The sequence below is a fragment of the Geofilum sp. OHC36d9 genome (assembly GCF_052400685.1).
In the GTDB taxonomy this organism is placed as follows: Bacteria; Bacteroidota; Bacteroidia; order Bacteroidales; family Marinilabiliaceae; genus CAZHHH01.
On sequence record NZ_JBQTGJ010000001.1, the window covers coordinates 243,534 to 261,930 of the forward strand.

Sequence of the window (18,397 nt, forward strand, 5' to 3'; positions counted from 1 at the left end):
ACGAAGGGGTTTTTGTAAGAAAAATGTATATCTTTGAACAACGTTCACTTTTTTCTGTTAATTACTAAACAAATCGGGCACATGATTTGTAGGTAATAGATGTTTAATCATATTTTCTGAAAACTAGATAATTATGGCTATTGAAGTAACTGATGCTAATTTTGAAGAACTGGTTCTGAAATCAGATAAACCTGTTCTTGTTGATTTTTGGGCTGAGTGGTGTGGACCATGCCGTATGGTAGCCCCTATTGTGGCCGAATTGGCCGACGAGTATAAAGACCGTGCCGTGGTCACTAAAATGGATGTTGACAGCAATCCCGAAATTTCTGTGAAATTTGGTATTCGTAATATTCCCACCATTCTTTTCTTTAAAAATGGAGAGGTTGTTGACAAGCAGGTTGGTGCCGTGCCAAAAACTATTTTGGCATCTAAATTAGATGCAATTGTATAATTAGTGTCTGTCCATAAACTAAGTGTTTGAAATATAAAGCTCAAATACAAGGCTTGTGAAGTCTTAAAAATCAAGGAGTTTACTTTTCGTAAATGGCTGTTTTTATGGCAAGCATAACGAAGAAGTTGACTTTATAGACAAACACTAATTAGTGTCAGCAGGGAAACATCATTTTTTTGTTACGCGCGCTTTAGCAGGCTTTAAAAATGAAGTTTTCTTATCTGCCTCCGGCGTTCCCGGATAAGCACTAATAATAAAATAAAAAAACCGCGATATATATTGTCGCGGTTTTTTTATGCTGTTTGCTCTGAATAGTGTCTCTTTTTGAGACTTTCATGCATAATTAGTGCCTGTCCATAAAGTCGGGAGTTTGAGCTAAAAGTTCAAATTTAGGGCTTGCGAAGTCCGGTAATGTGAGTTAGCGATGGTTGCTGGGTTTTTTCAGGACAGGCATAACGCATTTTATCCCATTATCATTCCAACAATAGTAGCCGATAATAATGATGCCAGAGTGCCGGCCAAAAGGGCTTTCATGCCCAGTTGTGACAGCATAACCCGTTTACCGGGTGCCAGTGAGCCTATGCCGCCAATCTGAATACCTATTGAGGCAAAATTGGCAAAGCCGCACAGTACATATGTTGCCATTACTATCGATTTCTGAAATACAAAGGCGCCGGTGGCTTTCAATTCACCTAAGCTGACATAGCCTATAAACTCTGTCATTATAATTTTTTCACCAAGCACCCGGCCTACCAGATCCATATCCTGCGGACTAACACCGATCAACCACATAAGTGGGGCAAAGAGATATCCCAGTATAAATTGAAGCGATAATTCGTTATAGCCTCCATTGGTTGCGGTGCTAATTAATTCATTTATGTTAGTCCAGTTCCCTATTTTTATGAAAATGAAATTGACCATTGCGATTAATCCGATGAATACCAGCAGCATTCCGGCCACGTTTACGGCTAATTTAACCCCTTCCGAAGCGCCGTTCGATATCGCATCCAATATGTTTTTGCCGATTTTTTCTTTGCTAACATCCACCTCTTTATTGATGGTCTCTGTTTGGGGTAATAATATTTTGGAGATGACTATAACCCCTGGCGCTGCCATTATAGAGGCCGCCAGCAAATGTTTCGCATAAATAAGTTCCTGAACGGGATCTCCGCCCCCTAATACTTTAATGTAAACAGCCAGAACACCTCCAGCCAGCGTGGCCATACCGCCTGCCATGACCAATAAAATCTCTGATTTAGTCATTTTGTCGAGGTATGCTTTAATCATAAGTGGTGATTCAGTCTGACCCAGGAAAATGTTCCCGGCTACCGAAAGGCTCTCTGCTCCCGATAGACGAAGCAATTTTGTCATGCCCAGAGCCAGCACATAAACTACTTTTTGTATGATGCCAAAGTAAAACAGAATACTCGTCAACGCTGAGAAAAAAATAATTGTGGGTAATATGGTGATGGCAAAGTTCAGCAAGGGTGATTCTATAACACCTGAGGCATAACTGGCAAAGAGAAATTCGGTGCCGGCTTCCGTAAAACTTAAAATTTTAACGAATATTTTACCTACAACGTCAAATACTGATTGGATAAATGGAATGTACAAAATACTTAATGCCAGCACCAGTTGAATGCCGAGGCCTGTCATCACAACCCGCCAGTTGATGGCCTTGCGGTTGGCGCTGAATAACCAGGCTATGCCAATAATAACAACCATTCCCAATAGGCCTCTCATTAAGCTGTTGAAGCTAAACCCGGCACTTGATGCCACGACCACTTCGCTGAGCGGACTGGCCGCCGCAGCCATTGATGTTGATACACCGGTAAATAAGGCCAGTACGGTCAGTATTATTGTTTTGTACATCCTGTCATTACTTTTGTCTCCGTTTAATTTCGTCTCGTATTTCTGAGGCTTTTTCGTAGTTCTCTGATTCAATGGCTTTGTTGAGCAGTTCCTGTAATTCGTCAATTGTTTTGGATCCCAGCGGATTGGTGGTCTTGGTTGTCGCCTTTGGCTGGTTGGCAGCCGCCTCCGGGGGTTCATTTAAATCGAGTACGATACCTGCTTTGGTTAAAATATCTTCGTAGGTGTAAATGGGGCAGTTAAATCGTAGAGCCAGTGCTACAGCATCAGAAGTGCGTGAGTCTATGCGCAGTAATTCGTCGTCTTTAAGGCAAACCAATTCAGAATAAAAAATGCCTTCTTCCAGTTTATAAATAACAACTTCAATAAGTTGTATTTTGAAGGCGGTGGCGAAATTAAGGAATAGATCATGTGTTAACGGGCGCGGCGGTTCTAAACCTTCCAGTTTGATGGCTATGGACTGTGCTTCAACGCCGCCTATTATGATGGGGATGCGGCGTTCTCCTTCTTCTTCGGCCAGCACCAGTGCATAAGCTCCCGATTGTGTTTGCGAATATGAGAGTCCCAGTATGTTGAGTTTCACTTTCTTTTTCTCCATGGAAACGACTTTTGATATTCAGAGTGTTTCAGGTTTCAATGTATTTTAATAAACCCGGTTTTGCTGTTAACAAATATAGGAATTTGTTTTAATGTGCGGTTTTCTTATTCCGTTTTACTATCCATTTTGCATCATTGGTTTCTTCCAAACCAACGGTATTAGTGATGGTATAGCCAAATTGAAAAACCATAATAAAAAGACACTCATCACAATTCCAATACTATTTCCAGATACGAGACTGAATAATATTATTCCTATGGAACCACGTAACCCAAGGTCCGCAATAGCAAATGAGGGTAGCATGGTGATGCCGCCAAAATAAATTGCCACCAATGCAATGTGTGATGGATGCGTTACAATGCCAAAATAGTACAGGATAAGCCAAAATTGAAAGCAAAAAACGGTGTATTTAAAGATGGTAAAAAAGATGACAAGGGCTATTTGTCTGTATCTGAAATTGCGTACGAATAAAAAAAATGAAGTTATCTTTTGTACTATATTGATGTTTTTCAGGAGCTTTACGCCAATCAGCAGCAGTATTTGTCCGGTTAAGATTAATAGGACAAAGTAACCGGCATATTTCATCAGTAGCAGTTCAAGCTTGCTGAGCATGGCCGGGTCCGATACGATGGCCCGGTTTAGACACAGAAGCCCGGTGATAGCGCCAACACCCAGAACAATATTTTGAATCATGATGCCAAGCATGGAGACCAGGAGACCACGTGAGCGCATTTCGGGCGGCAAGTAGATCACTCTCGATGGCGGATCGCCCAAACGTCCGGGCGTTATCATGCCGGCTTGCAAGCCTTTTAGTACCTGAAAAAATGCTTCTCTGAATGTTAATGGATAAATAATTTGTGTGAGTTGTTGCCATTTCAGACTTTCAAGCGATAGAGTGCTTATACTTAACACTATTTGTGCTATTATTATTAGTCCAAATTTGGGGCTGTGTTTGCTTAAATGATTGTAGAACGCATCCCACTGGTCAAATTGATATAACTTGTATATCACAAAAAAAACAGCCGCCAGCGTTATTATGACCTGGAAGGTTTGAAGCAGTTTTTTTTTGATTGTTAATTCCATTGACCTTGTTTTTCCAATTGAATATCTATTAATAGTTGACGTTGATATGTGCTTGTTTTGATCTTTTTGTTATAACTGACCAATCGCTGCGTGAATTTGGTATATTGGGCTTTTTATCACTATTTTATGCGGTGTAATGATGAAAAAAATATTAAATTATGCAAATCATTGGTCTGTTGGTTCAATGGTTTTAAAAAAATTCTACCTTTGCAGCACCCAAATAAGGTACAATGTTACGAAATGTATCTTTTTTAGCCAAACTATAGTGTTCAACCTGTTATTCACGGCGTAATTATGGACGATGACTCGTGTAAGACCAAAAAAATATTTAGGGCAACACTTTCTGAACGATCTGGACATTGCCAGACGAATCACTGAAAGTCTGCCAACCCCTCCGTCTCATGTCATTGAGGTGGGGCCGGGAATGGGAGTACTTACCCAATTTTTAATTCAACGTCCCGATATTAATCTGCGTCTGGTTGAAATTGATGCCGAATCGGTTACTTTTCTCTACAATCATTATCCTCAGCTTAAAGATCAGCTTATTGAAGGGGATTTTCTGAAACTGGATTTGAAGGCTTTGTTCCCGAAACAATTCTCCGTCATTGGTAATTTCCCATATAATATTTCAAGCCAGATTTTTTTTAAAGCTTATCACAATCGTCACCAGATTCATTCGGTTGTAGGCATGGTGCAACGTGAGGTGGGTAGGCGTATAGCTTCAGGCCCGGGATCAAAAGAATATGGGATTTTGAGTGTGCTGCTTCAGTCTTTTTTTAATATCGAATATCTGTTCACCGTTGATGAAGGTGTTTTTACGCCTCCACCCAAAGTGAAGTCTGCGGTTATTCGTATGGTTCGAAACGAGGTGGATCAGTTACCCTGCGACGAAGATTTGTTTCTTAGAGTCGTGAAGGCTGCTTTTAACCAACGTCGAAAAATGCTGCGCAATAGCTTGTCTAAAATAGCTTTTGACCTTCCTGCGTTAACGCATCTGCCTATTTTTAACAGACGACCCGAACAAATGTCTGTTATCGATTTTCAGGAATTGACGAAAATGATCCAGATGCATCCTTTGTGTGAATGAGTTTTGTTTATGTGTAACTGTTTAATCTTCCGGCTATGGCAAATTTTGAACTGACAAGAGAGCTGATTGACCAACTCCAAACTCTTATTGAACAGAAAAATGAAGAGCTGCTGACGGAAGTCCTTAAGGAGTTGCATCCCGCCGATATTGCTGAGATTTATGATGAGCTCAGTATTGATGAAGCCAAATATCTTTATTTTTTGCTCGACGACGATGTCGCCGCCGATGTCCTCATTGAGTTGGAAGAGGAGGATCGTGTCCGCTTTCTGAAAGCATTGCCCAGCGAGGTGATTGCCCGTCGTTTTATTGGTAAGATGGACTCCGATGACGCGGCCGATGTTATGTCTGAGCTGGACGAGGAGCGCCAAAAGGAAATTCTGTCCTATCTGGATGATATTAACACGGCTGGTGATATCGTTGATCTTCTAACGTATGGCGATAATACGGCCGGTGGATTAATGGCGAAGGAGTTTATCAGAGTGAAGGAGTCATGGAGCATTATCACCTGTTTACGAAGTATGCGGCGCCAGGCCGAAGAAGTCGATGAGATTTATTTTGTTTATGTGGTGGATAATGACGGGATACTCAAGGGAACCCTTTCTCTGAAGAAAATGCTGCTCAGTTCTACCGATACTTTGGTTCGCGATATTTACAATCCGGATGTAATTTCTGTGGGCGTGGATATTGACTCTGAAGAGGTGGCTAATATAATGGATAAATATGACCTGGTAGTGCTGCCGGTGATTGATGGTATTGGACGACTTGTGGGACGTATTACTATTGACGACGTGGTTGATGTAATGCGGGAAGAAGCCGATAAAGATTACCAAATGGCTTCGGGTATTACGCAGGATGTTGAAGCAGGTGATAGCATCTGGCGTTTGACCCGTGCTCGCATACCATGGCTAATTATTGGTCTGGTGGGTGGCCTTTTCGGATCGCGTGTCATTGGTTTGTTCAGGGGTAACATCTCTGCTTTTCCGGAGGTTGCCTTTTTTATGCCTATGATTGCGGCCATGGGTGGTAATGTCGGCATTCAGTCTTCTGCCATCATGGTGCAGTCTATTGCCAATGGCACCCTGGGGCTTGAGAGTAATTTCAGGAAATTGACGAAAGAACTGTCGGTGGCATTGCTCAATGCTTCAGCACTCTCAAGTCTCGCTTTTTTGTATAATTTCTTTATTGGCTCTGGTTATGCTTTAACTTTTACGGTTGCCTCTGCCATGTTTTCGGTTGTAATGTTTGCCTCTTTGTTTGGAACGTTTTTACCATTGCTGCTTGATCGTATGAAGATTGATCCCGCCGTGGCCACAGGCCCATTTATTACCACGCTCAACGATATTACCGGCACTTTTGTCTATCTTACGTTGTCGGCGTATTTTTTTACTGTATTTAATTAGTGTTTGTCTATAAAGTCAACTACTTCGTTATGCTTGTCATAAAAACAGTCATTTACGAAAAGTAAACTCCTTGATTTTTATGACGTCGCAAGCCTCGTATTTGAAATTTATATTTCAAACACTTAGTTAATGGACAGATACTAATTAGTGCCTGGATTGGAATCCGGTTTTAGTCAACTATGTACTAGCGAACCAGTTCGGGTTCGATTTCTGTATAGGAAGTTAAGCCTCCGATGGTGACAAACAGGTGTTCCTTCTTGCGCAACTCTTCTTTAATTTTCTAAAGCAGCTTTCTGCCTGAACGTTGGCTTTTGCTGGTGATCTGCTGCAGATCCTTGGGATATATACAACTTCGCTGTAAAAGCATAATCCATATTTTATCCATACTGAAAGTACCCTTCAAATTTTCGAAAAGCCTGCCAAAAACCGGAACAAATCCGGACAGCCGGTATGACCGTTCCCGGAAGGGAGGTTTAGCCACTGAAATGATTGCACTATAATTTGGTTTAACTCAAAAATTTTTGATTATGGCAAAACAGAAAGTAATTTATTATTAATATAATGCTCATTACTGTTAAAGCAGTAATCTAATAAATATCTTCTTAATTGATCATGCAAAATAGTATATTTTACCTTTTTGGCAGTAAAATGTGCAATATAGATTTGTTTTTATTATACGAATACACTAATTTTACCGCTTTAACGAGAATTTCATGTTGGAACCAGAGGTATTAGCAAATATCATTCGTAAACACCGGAAAGCTGCCGGGCTTAGCCAGCTACAGTTAGCAGAAATGGCAGGTGTTGGTAAAACTGTGGTCTTTGATATTGAGAAAGGTAAAGAAACAGTACAACTCAATACTTTGAGAAAAATACTGAAGGTACTTAATATACAAGTGCAATTAACAAGTCAATTAATGGACCAAATTTTGAGTGATGAGGGCAGCTAAAGTATTTGTGAATGATCAGGAGGCCGGTCAATTAAAGGAGCTGGATTTTGGTAAGAAATATACCTTTGAATATCTTTCAGATTACCATGGAGATCCCGTGTCTATTACAATGCCCATTCAACCATCCAGCTATGAATTTGATTCATTTCCACCATTTTTTGATGGATTGCTCCCGGAAGGTTACCAGTTGGATGGACTCCTAAAATTCAGGAAAATTGACCGTAATGATTTTTTTTCTCAACTTATGGCGGTAGGAGACGATTTGGTAGGTAACGTAACCATAAAGGAGGTTGAAGAATGAATCGGTGTCCAATAACCTACGAAAATTTTGAAGAAGGTATTTACAGTCCCAAAGGACTAAAACGATTATCTCCTGCTTTGAAAAAGCTGGCATTGCTTGACTACACTGCTGAGGAGTTAAGGGCCGAGGCTATGCAGCGGGCCTCTAAAATGTCAATACAGGGTATTCAGCCTAAATTAAGTGCTGTACTGAATATCAAAGATGGACGATTTGAAGTGGTGGATAAAGGAGGCAAATATATTTTAAAACCACCTCACCCGATTTTTCCGGAACTTCCACAAAATGAAGACCTGACAATGCGGCTTGCCGGATTTATTGGAATTGAAGTCCCTGTACACGGATTGGTTTATGGGAAAGATGGATTGCTCACCTATTTCATTAAGCGTTTTGACCGAAAAGGGCAAAAGGATAAGATTGCCGTGGAAGATTTTGCACAACTGGCTGGTTTGAGTCGTGATACAAAGTATAATTACTCTATGGAAAAGCTGGTAAAGTTGATCGATGAGACCTGTACTTTTCCTGCCATTGAAAAAAGCAGGTTATTCAAACGGGTTCTTTTTAACTATCTGGTTGGAAACGAAGATATGCATTTAAAGAACTATTCTGTCATTATCCGGAATGGGAAAGTGGAACTTTCACCAGCCTATGATTTTTTAAACTCATCTATTGTATTGAAAGGTGATATAGAAGAAATTGCGCTAACACTAAAAGGCAAGAAAAGTAATCTAAACCGCTCAGATTTTATTTATTATTTAGGTACTGAACGCTGTGGTTTAACCGATAAAGTGATTGAAAAATCATTATCCTCTGTACAACAAGCCATTCCTACATGGTTTAAGCTTATTGATAACAGCTTTTTGACTGATGTAATGAAGGAAAAATACAGCGATTTGCTTAAGCGCAGAATACAAATTCTCGGGTTATTGAGTAGCTTGTGAGGATTGTTTTATAAGAAGGTGTTATGTAAATATAGCTTGGGGCAGTTTGTTCTTTGGCGCGCGAAACGGTGGACATGGTTGGAGTGAAGCGGCTTTTTGTTCCCTAAGCAGTATTTTCCCCGTTCTATTCTGGAAAGTATTTTCTTATGTGCCAGATTTTCGACCAGCTCATTGACATCGTCGAATCGGTCACTGGCAAGCTGCTTTAATTCGTTTAACGTAAAGATATCCATCTCATAATCATCCAACATCAACAGGAAGCTAATTTGATTCTGTGTCAAATTTTCTGATATATAGGTACCTCTTGCCATTATAGTTTGATAATGTATAAACCCAAATAATTAGGGTTTATACATTGTTGAAATATACAACAATCATTAAATAAAGCAATAGGTGTTTGTTGGTTACTCTTGTTTGTCTTTAGCTTCTTTTGAAAAAGAGAAGAGGTTGAACATCTCCTTTTTACTACCTTTATTAGGACCCTTACTAAAAGTGTTCAGGTAAATGAGGCTTCAGCGATGCGGATTGTAAGATGGTTCGTGTTTGATGTCAATATGCTGTTTTACAGCCGTTTGAATTGATTAACTAAAATTAATGAATCATGGTTCACCGTACAGGTCTCATTTTTTGCTGAATTTGTCTAAATCGAACTGATTTATAAAAATTCCAAAAGTATGTAAATCAACGATTTTCAGGCGTGTAAATATAACTGTTAGTCATTTTGTCGGTATGCCAGCCCGAAAATTTCCCCGGCAGATGAAAAATCTTCATTTTCAAAGCTCGAAAGTTGTGAGTTTACTGGCGTAAAAGTTTTTTTTGAAAGCCTAAAGCCGGGGTTGCACTTGATGGACAGGGACTAATCAGAGCCTGTCCACAAACATTAGTTAGCCGGAATATAAATTGTGCCTGATAAGGGGGTGTACTTAATCTGGTAACTGCATGTTTCTTCCAAAATCCGTTCTAAAAAGCTTCGGGTATTGTCGGGATAGGTTACCGGAATCGGTTTCCCGTTATGCAGCCAGCTTTCAAACATCTGATTCGATTCGTTTTTTAGGTTATTTATAACTGTTACACCCATGCTTTGTAGCATGACGGCATTGTGCTGTTGCTCAAATTGTCCCCGCATTGGGATCACACACAGTTTCTTGTTTAAGAAAAGAGATTCGGCCGGCGTTTCGAACCCGGCAGTGCAAAAAACGCCTTTCGATTTAGCGAGACTTTCGGTAAAAGCCTGGTGGTTGATGGGGCGAATGATGATGTTTTGAAATGAATATGGCACACGTGAATGTTTTGAAAAAACTTCCCATCTGATGTCTCTAAAGCGTGCCAGAAAAGCAATTATTTTGATGTCGTCGTAAGCCGGCAGGTAAACCGTGTAATGTGACCCTTCTTGTTTGGGTTGTTGCCTGATGTCATTTCTTATTACAGGCGTGGTGATCCGGTCACCCAGTTCTTTGAAGTGAAAGCCATAAGCTTGTTTGGCCGGCGCGTAAGTTTTCATGAAGAATGTCGCTCCTCGGTTAACACCACGCGGTCGGGGGGCATCGGGGTGTAAAATGGCGGACTGGTGGCTGATGCCAACACATTTTACGCCTTTAAGTTTGGCAGCCCATGCCGAAACCGGTTCAAAGTCGTTTATTACAAGGTCGTACTGGCGTACAGGCAGTTGCCATATTTCTTTAATGAATGAAAAGAGGGAGTTGTTGTGAAGGGTTTGCCTATAGTCAATGCCGCCATTTTTGCCAAAAACGAACCCCATACCTTTTAGTTTGTACCGAATGGGATAGGGAATAGAAAGCTCGCACTGACTGCCACTCAACAAAATATCGACTTCAGCATAATCGTTTAAAATGGGCAAAATTTCCCGCGCCCGTGCCATGTGTCCGTTCCCTGTGCCCTGTATTGCATATAATATTTTCATACTAAATAGTTTTCCTTTTGGTTGTAAGAAGAACCTTTGACTTTCTATTTCGGTTTACCGTTTTTGTGTTGAGGCGCTTACATAATGTTTCGTTTTTTTTAAGAGCCTGTTCATCGGATCGGGTTTTTATAAAAAGGACGTTTTAATTTCTCAGTACAAGAATAATTATCAAATAAGAATTAATTGTGAGCTGAAGGCTAAATTTGTGTTAAGTTAATTCGTTGCTCATAATAGCCGGGAGCTGAATTTTACAGACCGGTTTCAACCACTGCTTTTTATGGGGACCTGCGGCTTCTCAACGGGCAGTAATTAGTCTATCATGCTATGACTCAGAGGTCTGTTGTGGTATTCTTATTTATAGTGCGTCAGCGCTCGTTTTTATTGAACTATCTGCCTTCCCAATCGTTTTATCTATCGTAAAAATAACTATGCTTTTTTACGGTTTTAATGACCGGAAAACTTTCTGCATATTTGTAGTACGATTAGATGTCGGATTTTTAAGGCCATCTAATCAAAAAAAATAAAAAATGGCAAATATTCTTGAGCAACGACGACATCGCCGAAAACCCGATTGGCTGAAAATTCAACTTCCCAATACTTCCGATTACAAATGGATGCATAAAACCATTAGTGATCATAAATTGCATACGATATGTACCAGTGGTAAATGTCCTAATTCGGCCGAATGCTGGGGCGCAGGAACCGCCACATTTATGATTTTAGGTGATATATGTACCCGTGCCTGTAAGTTTTGTAACGTTAAAACCGGTCGTCCGGAGGCTGTGGATCTGACTGAGCCTTTTCGTATTGCCCGTTCTATACAGATTATGAAGTTGCGGCATGCGGTTATTACATCGGTTGATCGTGATGACCTTGAAGATGGGGGCGCCGGGGTTTGGGTTGATACCATTCGCAAAGTGAAGGAAATGAATCCCGGTATCACACAGGAAGTTCTGATTCCTGATTTTCAGGGTATGACCAACCTGGTTCAGCTAATTATTGATGCACAGCCGGAAGTGATCAGCCATAATCTGGAGACGGTACGCCGGTTAACACCACAAATCCGGTCCAGGGCTAAATACGATGTAAGTCTGTCTGTGCTTAAATATATTGCTGAGGCAGGTGTTGTGGCCAAATCTGGTATTATGCTCGGTTTGGGTGAACAACCCGATGAGGTGCTCGCCACAATGGACGACCTGGTGGCAGTGGGTGTGAAAGTTTTAACTATAGGACAATATTTGCAGCCATCGGTTAAGCATCTCGAAGTTCATGAATATGTTAATCCCGAACAATTTAAATTTTATGAGGAAGAAGGACTTAAACGTGGTTTTAGGTTTGTAGAGAGCGGCCCGTTGGTGCGCTCGTCTTATCATGCCGAAAAACATATTAACGCCCTTAAGTAATTTTTCTATTTTATGTTACATACTACTCGCTTCGAAAATCTGGGACTCATCGATTATAAGAAGGGATGGGACTATCAGGAGCAACTTTTTAATGGCGTGGTGGCCGATAAGCTTTTTAATCGTGAGCATCCCGACCAGGTTCGGACAATAACACATCGTTTGCTGTTTTGTGAACATCCGCATGTATTTACGCTTGGTAAAAGTGGGGCTCCTTCTAATTTATTGATATCGGACGATTTACTTAAAAAGATTGATGCCGTATTTTATAAGATTAACAGGGGCGGTGACATAACCTATCATGGACCCGGTCAGATTGTGGGGTATCCCATTTTCGATCTGGAAGAGATGCAGCTGGGTATTAAGGATTACATCCATTTGCTGGAAGCTGCCATTATATCAACGCTCGAAGAATTTGGTATTGTTGCTACCCGTTTGGACGGCGCCATTGGGGTATGGCTCGATGTTGATGACCCGCAACGTACCCGAAAAATTTGTGCCATTGGTGTCAGAGCCAGCAGGTATGTATCAATGCATGGGTTTGCCCTTAATGTGAATACCAACCTAGATTATTTCCGTTACATAAATCCCTGTGGTTTTGTCGATAAGGGGGTCACATCCATGCAGGCGGAACTGAAGCAGGAAGTGGATATGGACCGGGTAAGGGCGACCCTTCTAAAACATATAACAAAGGCTTTTAAGTTGAATATCGATTAAGTAGTGCCTGTTCATAAACTCAGGTGCTTGATACAAAATGTTCGAATTCAAGACTTGCGAAGTCCGAAAAATGTGGGGTTACGCCTGTAGATGACCATTTAGTGGACAAAAGGAACGCGGAAGCAGGCCTTTTCTGAGCACTAAGTCGGATTGAAATATCATGGCGACACGGGTAAAAACCCTATATTTGTACTCACATTTGAACATGTAATAGTGCATGATATAAACTGGCTTAGTTTATTCGGCAGATTAAAGTGCTGTTTGTTAACAGTTACTGTTATCTTCATATTGTCGGAAGTACCATATTAAAACCCTGATGGAAAAGCGTTGGACCATAAAAGAAAAAATGAATCAAGAAGTTGTTGAAGACTTAAGTAAGGCTATCAACGTTAATCCAATACTGTCCGAACTTCTGGTTCAACGTGGCATTTGCACCTTCGATGAGGCCAAGGCTTTTTTTCGTCCCGCGTTGTCCGACTTGCACGACCCATTTTTGATGAAGGATATGGATATTGCCATTAACCGTCTGGAGTCGGCGATGCGCAACGGTGAACGGATTCTTATTTATGGTGATTACGATGTCGACGGTACCACTTCGGTCGCTTTGGTTTATTCCTTCCTGAGTCGTTTTTATGGCAATATTGATTATTATATCCCCGACCGTTATAACGAAGGCTATGGCATTAGTAAGAAAGGGGTTGAATACGCTTACGACTCTAAGTGCCGTTTAATCATATCACTCGATTGTGGCATCAAAGCGGTTAACCGTATTCGGGAGGCGCGTCAGATGGGTGTCGATTTTATTGTGTGCGACCACCATACGCCCGGCGAACAGTTGCCGGTGGCTTTTGCTTGTCTTGACCCCAAACGTAACGATTGTTCATATCCCGATAAGAATCTTTCAGGTTGTGGCGTGGGTTTTAAATTCCTTCAGGCTTTTTGCCAGCGACGTAACCTCGATGAAGAGTTGTTGTTTGATTATCTTGATCTGGTAGCGGTGAGCATTGCTTCCGATATTGTTCCAATTATCGGCGAAAACAGAGTGCTGGCCAGTTACGGTCTGAAACGCTTAAACGGGAATCCCGGGACCGGGCTGAAAAGCATTATCAAAATTGCCAATATGGAGAACCGGGAATTTCTTATCAGCGATATCGTTTTTAAGATTGGCCCGCGAATTAATGCCGCCGGACGTATTGAGTCGGGACGCGAAGCCGTGGAACTTCTCATCAGCAGCGACGAGCACCTGGCCAGGCGTATGAGTCATAATATTAACCAGTTTAATGAAACACGCAAGGATCTGGATCGTCTTACCACGCAGGAAGCGCTCGATATGATCGCCGCTGACCCCCGGTTGCAGAAACGCTATTCAACGGTTCTTTATAAGCCCGAGTGGCATAAAGGGGTGATTGGAATTGTTGCCTCACGGTTGACCGATAATTATTACCGCCCAACCATTATTCTGACTCAAAGTCAGGGTATGGCCACGGGATCGGCACGTTCGGTTGATGGTTTTGACGTTTATAAAGCCATTGATGCCTGCAGCGATTTGCTCGAAAATTTTGGCGGGCACATGTATGCTGCCGGCCTTACCATGAAACCTGAGAATATCCCGGCTTTTATGGAACGTTTTGAAGATTATGTGCGTGAAACAATTCTACCCGAGCAACTGGTGCCCCAGATTGAAGTCGATGCCGAGATATCTCTGAAAGATATTAAACCTAAGTTTTTTGATATCCTGAAGCAGTTTACGCCCTTTGGACCGGGCAATATGAAGCCTGTTTTTGTGACGCGAAGAGTGCAGGATTATGGGACCAGCAAATTAGTGGGCAAGGATCGCGATCATTTGAAACTGGAAATTATTGAAGAGGTTTCAGGTGCCATAAAACAGGGAATTGCGTTTGGCATGGGACAGTATATCGATCGTATCAAGGCTGGTGAGCCTTTTGATGTTTGTTACTCCATCGAAGAAAATGTGTTTAATGGCAAAACGTCCATTCAAATTATGGTCAAAGACATCAGATTTTCTTATGCGGACGATGAGACGCCCGACTTTTAGCACCTACCGCCAAAACAGCTCCGCCTAATACCATGGCTGCTCCCATATAGGTTAGTGGCGTCATGCCCGGGGCCTCAAACCAACTGACGTCAAGCCAGAGTAAACTCTCCATTATTATAAATGTAATGACCGGGTTAAGGGTTACAATAATGCTTATTTTATTGGCTTCGGTGTATTTCAGAGCGGCCGATAAACTGCCATAGGCTATGAGTGTGTTGAGTGCAACAAATAGTAATAGAAGCCATATCAGTACTGTATGCGGCTGAAACAGCGCGCCGAAATCTACAAATGGGAGATAAAGGAGTGTGGGTACAGCATATAATATCAGGTTGATTTGCATGGGGGGTATCTTTCTGACCAGTATTTTATTGATAATGGCATAACAGGTCCAGGTCCAGGCGCCTGCCACAAGGTATATTACACCCAGTTTTATGTGAGCCGCTTCGGCGGGTACGCTGTTCATCTGTTGAAAGAAAAAGAAGAAAAACCCAACGGCGGCCAGGATAAACCCGGATATTTTTAGTGGCGACGAAGGCTCTTTGAATCCAATGAATCCGACAAAAGCCAACGTAACGGCTCCCAGCTGAATAATCACTTGCGAAATAGCCGGCCCTGCGTAGTGAACCCCTTCCTGAAAACCAATGAAGTTTAAACCGAGTAAGAGCCCTGCCAGCAATAATAAGGCCGGTGGACGTCGTAAAATGACCAGTTGTCTGGGTTTGCGTATAAGAAAGTAAACCAGTAACATGACGAATGAGGCGGCAAAGCGCCACCATACAATGGTATACGAATCTATGTAATAAGGGTCACTTTTAGTGCTATAGCCAGCAATCCCCACATAAAGGCTGTTACACAGGCCAGCAGAATGCCCTTCGTTGAGTTGGTCATATCGACAACATTATAATTGAAATGACAAAAATAGAACAACCCAGCTATAAATTTATATTAGAATCAACTATATTTGTGTGAATAATTTATCGGCATTGACAAATGGCTTTATTCTTTTGTTCGTGCCTGTTTGCAAATGGCTGTAACGTCATTTGTTGGTATTTGTAAATCCGAATTAATAAAATCTATTGAAATGAGAAATCAAATTAACCCCAGATGTATTATAGGTCTTGTTCTGGTTGCTTTATTGACGCTTCCGTCCTGTAAGATGGGGCGTAAATCGCCGGGTGACACAGCGCAAAAAGAAGTTAAACTTGATAAAGAGAAGGTGGCTAAAGACGTTCGTGAGTTTGTCTACCCATTGCCAACCAGCTTTGAGGTGACCAAAATGCTAAACCGTATCGGAGCGGCCTATATCCTTTCTTTGTCAAATCCTACAACCAATGTCGAGAAATATCTCACCGAAAAAGCAAAGGCGCTTAATCTGGGTGTGTATAGTTCTGATCTTAGTTACGCCAGTACTTACAACCAAAAACAAACCACCATTGATTATATGAATGTGTCGAAAACACTTATTGACGCATTAAATATTTCGGCAGCTATTGATCCTGATCTCATTGAAAAGGTGGAAGCGATTGAAGATAATAAGGAAGAAATGATCACTCTTATTACCAATACGTTTTACGATACCTATGAGCACCTCAATCGTAATGGGCGCAGCGCTGTTTCTATGTTGGTGATTGCAGGCAGCTGGGTGGAAGGTTTGTATGTGGTGACTCATATCACCGAAGACACCTACAACGATAAGGAAATGGTTAAAATTGTTATGGAACAAAAGTCTTCGCTCAACAAACTGGTTGAACTGATGAATGTGGCCAGTGACGATCCGGCAATTGCTGAAACTTTGGCATTGCTCAAACCGGTGCGTGATATTTATAATTCAATTGAAAACGGTGCCATTACCGAAGCACAGGTGAATGCTATTACCGCTGAAATTGCAAAGGTAAGAGCAGCTATTATTGAATAGTAATCAGCTCAAAAGAACTTTGTTTGAAATATACGCGGATTCTTTTCGGGTTTCGTGGAAAACTTTTTATCTTTGCAGCCACTATTTTAAGTAGGTTGTATTAATCGTAATTATTTGAAACATGCCCGTAAAGATTAGATTAACAAGACACGGACGCAAAAGGTATGCTTACTACCACATTGTGGTAGCTGATAGCAGGGCGCCACGAGATGGCAGGTATATTGAACGGATTGGCTCTTACAATCCCAACACTAATCCTGCTACTATCGACCTGAATTTTGACAAAGCCATTCAATGGCTTGCCAACGGTGCCCAACCTACTGACACAGCCCGTGCAATCCTCAGCTACAAAGGTGTTATGATGAAAAAACACTTGCTGGAAGGAGTTAAAAAAGGTGCTTTTGACGAAGCAGAAGCAGAGCGTCGTTTTAACAAATGGATGGAAGAGAAAGAAGCTAAAATCAATGCCAAGAAAGAAGGTCTTGCCAGTGATAAAGCCAAAGTTCTTAACGATCGTTTGGAAGAAGAAGCCAGAATTAATGCTGAAAGAGCCGCTCAAATTGCTAAGAAAAAAGCAGAGTTGGCTGCCGAAGCTAAAGCTGCTGAAGTGGTGGAAGAAGCCCCTGAAGCTGAAGCTGCTGCTGAAGAAAGTGCTGAGGAACCTAAGGCTGAATAGTCTGAGTCTGAAAATTCTTCAAAAAAATAAGCCTGTCTGTTTTTACAGACAGGTTTTTTTGTAATTTTTGCCTATGATTTTGAAAGAACAACTGGTTAAATTGGGTGTATTGGCGAAGCCTCATGGTGTGGCAGGCGAGGTATTGCTTCGTGTTGTTCCGCAATGGGAAGGCTATTCGCCCGATCCTTCGTTTCTATTTGTGGATTTGAATGGCGGACTGGTCCCTTTTGAAGTGTTGACCATGCGCGAGAAAAATGACAGTGATCTGCTGGTGTCGCTCGACACCATTCAAACGGGTGACGATGCCCGCGCTTTGCAGGGCGCTGATGTTTATATTGAAGAAGAGGCCCTTGGCGAGCCCGGGGATGAAGAGGTCTCCCTGCGTCAACTGATTGATTATACCGTATCCGATGTTAACCGTGGCCTGTTGGGTAAGGTGACGGATGTGTCAGACTCCCCTGTGAACCCCTTATTGCAGGTCGATTATAACGGTAAGGATGTTCTGATTCCTTTTCAGGCGGATTTTATTCATCACATTGATCCTAAAAAACGAACCATATCGCTTCAAACTCCTCCGGGGCTTATTGATTTGTATCTGGAATAAGACAACCGTTTTCGAAGCGGTTAAATATTTGTCGCCACTCATCCGGAATGACCATGCTTTTGCTGGTGCCATAATAAAAGCCTGACAAAACAGAATCGTTCACAGCTTTGGGCTCCTTTTCTGCCGGATTGATGATCCATTGTAACATACGAATACTTTTGTTGCCCAGCTTATATATTTTTGTGCGAACTTCAATGTTTTCGCCCGGCATAATTTGTTTGTAAAAATCCGTTTTGTAGCTGACAATAACCAGTTGGCGGTCATCGCTTCCCAATATATCGCCCAGCGTTTCATCAAAATAGCTGATTCGCCCCATATCGAAAAACTCCTGTATTACCGCATTGTTAACATGCCCCAAACGGTCAATGTCGTTAAATCGAATTTGAAGCGTAACGCTATGGTTGAATGATATATCGTGGTGCATGGAT

Annotated in this window: 18 protein-coding genes; 12 read left to right on the forward strand and 6 right to left on the reverse strand. The window is 41.6% G+C overall.

From position 1 onward, the window contains the following. Nucleotides 1-133 precede the first annotated feature (133 nt). A complete protein-coding gene (gene trxA / locus ACT3CD_RS00905; protein WP_444642042.1) occupies nucleotides 134-451 on the forward strand; it encodes a thioredoxin in 318 nt (105 codons plus the stop codon). A 462-nt stretch (nucleotides 452-913) separates the two neighbouring features. Here trxA and ACT3CD_RS00910 read toward each other — a convergent pair whose 3' ends face one another. From ACT3CD_RS00910 to ACT3CD_RS00920, 3 genes are all read right to left on the reverse strand, one after another. After that, nucleotides 914-2,323 carry a NupC/NupG family nucleoside CNT transporter gene (locus ACT3CD_RS00910; RefSeq protein ID WP_444642044.1) on the reverse strand — a complete coding sequence of 470 codons (1,410 nt, stop codon included), beginning with the start codon at nucleotides 2,321-2,323 and terminating at the stop codon, nucleotides 914-916. A gap of 7 nt (nucleotides 2,324-2,330) precedes the next feature. Further along, nucleotides 2,331-2,921 (reverse strand): bifunctional nuclease domain-containing protein, encoded by a 591-nt coding sequence (locus tag ACT3CD_RS00915; RefSeq protein ID WP_444642046.1) that lies wholly within the window; start codon nucleotides 2,919-2,921, stop codon nucleotides 2,331-2,333. Between the two features lie 117 nt (nucleotides 2,922-3,038). Further along, nucleotides 3,039-4,004, reverse strand: a complete 966-nt coding sequence (locus tag ACT3CD_RS00920) for a hypothetical protein (protein WP_444642048.1) — start codon at nucleotides 4,002-4,004, stop codon at nucleotides 3,039-3,041. Between the two features lie 301 nt (nucleotides 4,005-4,305). Between ACT3CD_RS00920 and rsmA the strand changes: the two genes are divergently transcribed. From rsmA to ACT3CD_RS00945, 5 genes are all read left to right on the forward strand, one after another. Then, nucleotides 4,306-5,091, forward strand: coding sequence for a 16S rRNA (adenine(1518)-N(6)/adenine(1519)-N(6))-dimethyltransferase RsmA (rsmA, locus tag ACT3CD_RS00925; RefSeq protein WP_444642050.1), 786 nt, complete (start codon nucleotides 4,306-4,308; stop codon nucleotides 5,089-5,091). A gap of 35 nt (nucleotides 5,092-5,126) precedes the next feature. Beyond that, nucleotides 5,127-6,491 (forward strand): magnesium transporter, encoded by a 1,365-nt coding sequence (mgtE, locus tag ACT3CD_RS00930; protein WP_444642052.1) that lies wholly within the window; start codon nucleotides 5,127-5,129, stop codon nucleotides 6,489-6,491. Nucleotides 6,492-7,204: 713 nt separating this feature from the next. Next, nucleotides 7,205-7,441: a helix-turn-helix domain-containing protein gene (locus ACT3CD_RS00935; protein WP_444642054.1), complete on the forward strand. Its 237-nt coding sequence runs from the start codon at nucleotides 7,205-7,207 to the stop codon at nucleotides 7,439-7,441. Further along, nucleotides 7,428-7,742, forward strand: coding sequence for a HipA N-terminal domain-containing protein (locus ACT3CD_RS00940; RefSeq protein ID WP_444642056.1), 315 nt, complete (start codon nucleotides 7,428-7,430; stop codon nucleotides 7,740-7,742). The genes ACT3CD_RS00935 and ACT3CD_RS00940 overlap by 14 nt, the downstream gene beginning before the upstream one ends. Beyond that, the gene (locus ACT3CD_RS00945) at nucleotides 7,739-8,680 is read left to right on the forward strand and encodes a HipA domain-containing protein (protein ID WP_444642058.1); all 942 of its coding nucleotides are present in this window, start codon (nucleotides 7,739-7,741) and stop codon (nucleotides 8,678-8,680) included. The genes ACT3CD_RS00940 and ACT3CD_RS00945 overlap by 4 nt, the downstream gene beginning before the upstream one ends. Before the next feature lie 880 nt (nucleotides 8,681-9,560). Here ACT3CD_RS00945 and ACT3CD_RS00950 read toward each other — a convergent pair. Beyond that, entirely contained in the window at nucleotides 9,561-10,601 is a 1,041-nt protein-coding gene (locus ACT3CD_RS00950) for a glycosyltransferase family protein (protein ID WP_444642060.1), read from the reverse strand. A 527-nt stretch (nucleotides 10,602-11,128) separates the two neighbouring features. On the opposite strand from ACT3CD_RS00950, the gene lipA reads away from it, so the two are divergent. The 3 genes from lipA to recJ all read left to right on the forward strand — a co-directional run bounded on the left by lipA (nucleotide 11,129) and on the right by recJ (nucleotide 14,774). Continuing rightward, on the forward strand, nucleotides 11,129-12,004 hold the full coding sequence (gene lipA / locus ACT3CD_RS00955) for a lipoyl synthase (RefSeq protein WP_444642062.1): 876 nt from the start codon (nucleotides 11,129-11,131) through the stop codon (nucleotides 12,002-12,004). Between the two features lie 12 nt (nucleotides 12,005-12,016). Next, nucleotides 12,017-12,718 (forward strand): lipoyl(octanoyl) transferase LipB, encoded by a 702-nt coding sequence (lipB, locus tag ACT3CD_RS00960; protein WP_444642064.1) that lies wholly within the window; start codon nucleotides 12,017-12,019, stop codon nucleotides 12,716-12,718. A gap of 316 nt (nucleotides 12,719-13,034) precedes the next feature. Continuing rightward, complete coding sequence (recJ, locus tag ACT3CD_RS00965; RefSeq protein ID WP_444642066.1) at nucleotides 13,035-14,774, forward strand: single-stranded-DNA-specific exonuclease RecJ; 1,740 nt, start codon at nucleotides 13,035-13,037, stop codon at nucleotides 14,772-14,774. On the opposite strand, the gene ACT3CD_RS00970 is transcribed toward recJ, so the two are convergent. Beyond that, a complete protein-coding gene (locus ACT3CD_RS00970) occupies nucleotides 14,734-15,612 on the reverse strand; it encodes a DMT family transporter (protein ID WP_444642068.1) in 879 nt (292 codons plus the stop codon). The genes recJ and ACT3CD_RS00970 overlap by 41 nt on opposite strands. A 243-nt stretch (nucleotides 15,613-15,855) precedes the next feature. Here ACT3CD_RS00970 and ACT3CD_RS00975 point away from each other — a divergent pair, with 243 nt between their 5' ends. The 3 genes from ACT3CD_RS00975 to rimM all read left to right on the forward strand — a co-directional run bounded on the left by ACT3CD_RS00975 (nucleotide 15,856) and on the right by rimM (nucleotide 17,969). Next, complete coding sequence (locus tag ACT3CD_RS00975) at nucleotides 15,856-16,689, forward strand: hypothetical protein (RefSeq protein WP_444642070.1); 834 nt, start codon at nucleotides 15,856-15,858, stop codon at nucleotides 16,687-16,689. Nucleotides 16,690-16,810: 121 nt separating this feature from the next. Next, nucleotides 16,811-17,365, forward strand: a complete 555-nt coding sequence (locus ACT3CD_RS00980) for a 30S ribosomal protein S16 (protein WP_444642072.1) — start codon at nucleotides 16,811-16,813, stop codon at nucleotides 17,363-17,365. Between the two features lie 73 nt (nucleotides 17,366-17,438). Continuing rightward, nucleotides 17,439-17,969, forward strand: a complete 531-nt coding sequence (gene rimM / locus ACT3CD_RS00985; protein ID WP_444642073.1) for a ribosome maturation factor RimM — start codon at nucleotides 17,439-17,441, stop codon at nucleotides 17,967-17,969. On the opposite strand, the gene ACT3CD_RS00990 is transcribed toward rimM, so the two are convergent. Beyond that, a complete protein-coding gene (locus tag ACT3CD_RS00990; protein ID WP_444642075.1) occupies nucleotides 17,947-18,393 on the reverse strand; it encodes an acyl-CoA thioesterase in 447 nt (148 codons plus the stop codon). The genes rimM and ACT3CD_RS00990 overlap by 23 nt on opposite strands. Nucleotides 18,394-18,397: the final 4 nt, after the last annotated feature.

What these genes read in the sequence shown, in the direction of transcription:
- trxA (WP_444642042.1), top strand. Translation starts at nt 134, where the DNA reads ATGGCTATTGAAGTAACTGATGCTAATTTTGAAGAACTGGTTCTGAAA.
- ACT3CD_RS00910 (WP_444642044.1), bottom strand. Translation starts at nt 2,323, where the DNA reads ATGTACAAAACAATAATACTGACCGTACTGGCCTTATTTACCGGTGTA.
- ACT3CD_RS00915 (WP_444642046.1), bottom strand. Translation starts at nt 2,921, where the DNA reads ATGGAGAAAAAGAAAGTGAAACTCAACATACTGGGACTCTCATATTCG.
- ACT3CD_RS00920 (WP_444642048.1), bottom strand. Translation starts at nt 4,004, where the DNA reads ATGGAATTAACAATCAAAAAAAAACTGCTTCAAACCTTCCAGGTCATA.
- rsmA (WP_444642050.1), top strand. Translation starts at nt 4,306, where the DNA reads ATGACTCGTGTAAGACCAAAAAAATATTTAGGGCAACACTTTCTGAAC.
- mgtE (WP_444642052.1), top strand. Translation starts at nt 5,127, where the DNA reads ATGGCAAATTTTGAACTGACAAGAGAGCTGATTGACCAACTCCAAACT.
- ACT3CD_RS00935 (WP_444642054.1), top strand. Translation starts at nt 7,205, where the DNA reads ATGTTGGAACCAGAGGTATTAGCAAATATCATTCGTAAACACCGGAAA.
- ACT3CD_RS00940 (WP_444642056.1), top strand. Translation starts at nt 7,428, where the DNA reads ATGAGGGCAGCTAAAGTATTTGTGAATGATCAGGAGGCCGGTCAATTA.
- ACT3CD_RS00945 (WP_444642058.1), top strand. Translation starts at nt 7,739, where the DNA reads ATGAATCGGTGTCCAATAACCTACGAAAATTTTGAAGAAGGTATTTAC.
- ACT3CD_RS00950 (WP_444642060.1), bottom strand. Translation starts at nt 10,601, where the DNA reads ATGAAAATATTATATGCAATACAGGGCACAGGGAACGGACACATGGCA.
- lipA (WP_444642062.1), top strand. Translation starts at nt 11,129, where the DNA reads ATGGCAAATATTCTTGAGCAACGACGACATCGCCGAAAACCCGATTGG.
- lipB (WP_444642064.1), top strand. Translation starts at nt 12,017, where the DNA reads ATGTTACATACTACTCGCTTCGAAAATCTGGGACTCATCGATTATAAG.
- recJ (WP_444642066.1), top strand. Translation starts at nt 13,035, where the DNA reads ATGGAAAAGCGTTGGACCATAAAAGAAAAAATGAATCAAGAAGTTGTT.
- ACT3CD_RS00975 (WP_444642070.1), top strand. Translation starts at nt 15,856, where the DNA reads ATGAGAAATCAAATTAACCCCAGATGTATTATAGGTCTTGTTCTGGTT.
- ACT3CD_RS00980 (WP_444642072.1), top strand. Translation starts at nt 16,811, where the DNA reads ATGCCCGTAAAGATTAGATTAACAAGACACGGACGCAAAAGGTATGCT.
- rimM (WP_444642073.1), top strand. Translation starts at nt 17,439, where the DNA reads ATGATTTTGAAAGAACAACTGGTTAAATTGGGTGTATTGGCGAAGCCT.
- ACT3CD_RS00990 (WP_444642075.1), bottom strand. Translation starts at nt 18,393, where the DNA reads ATGCACCACGATATATCATTCAACCATAGCGTTACGCTTCAAATTCGA.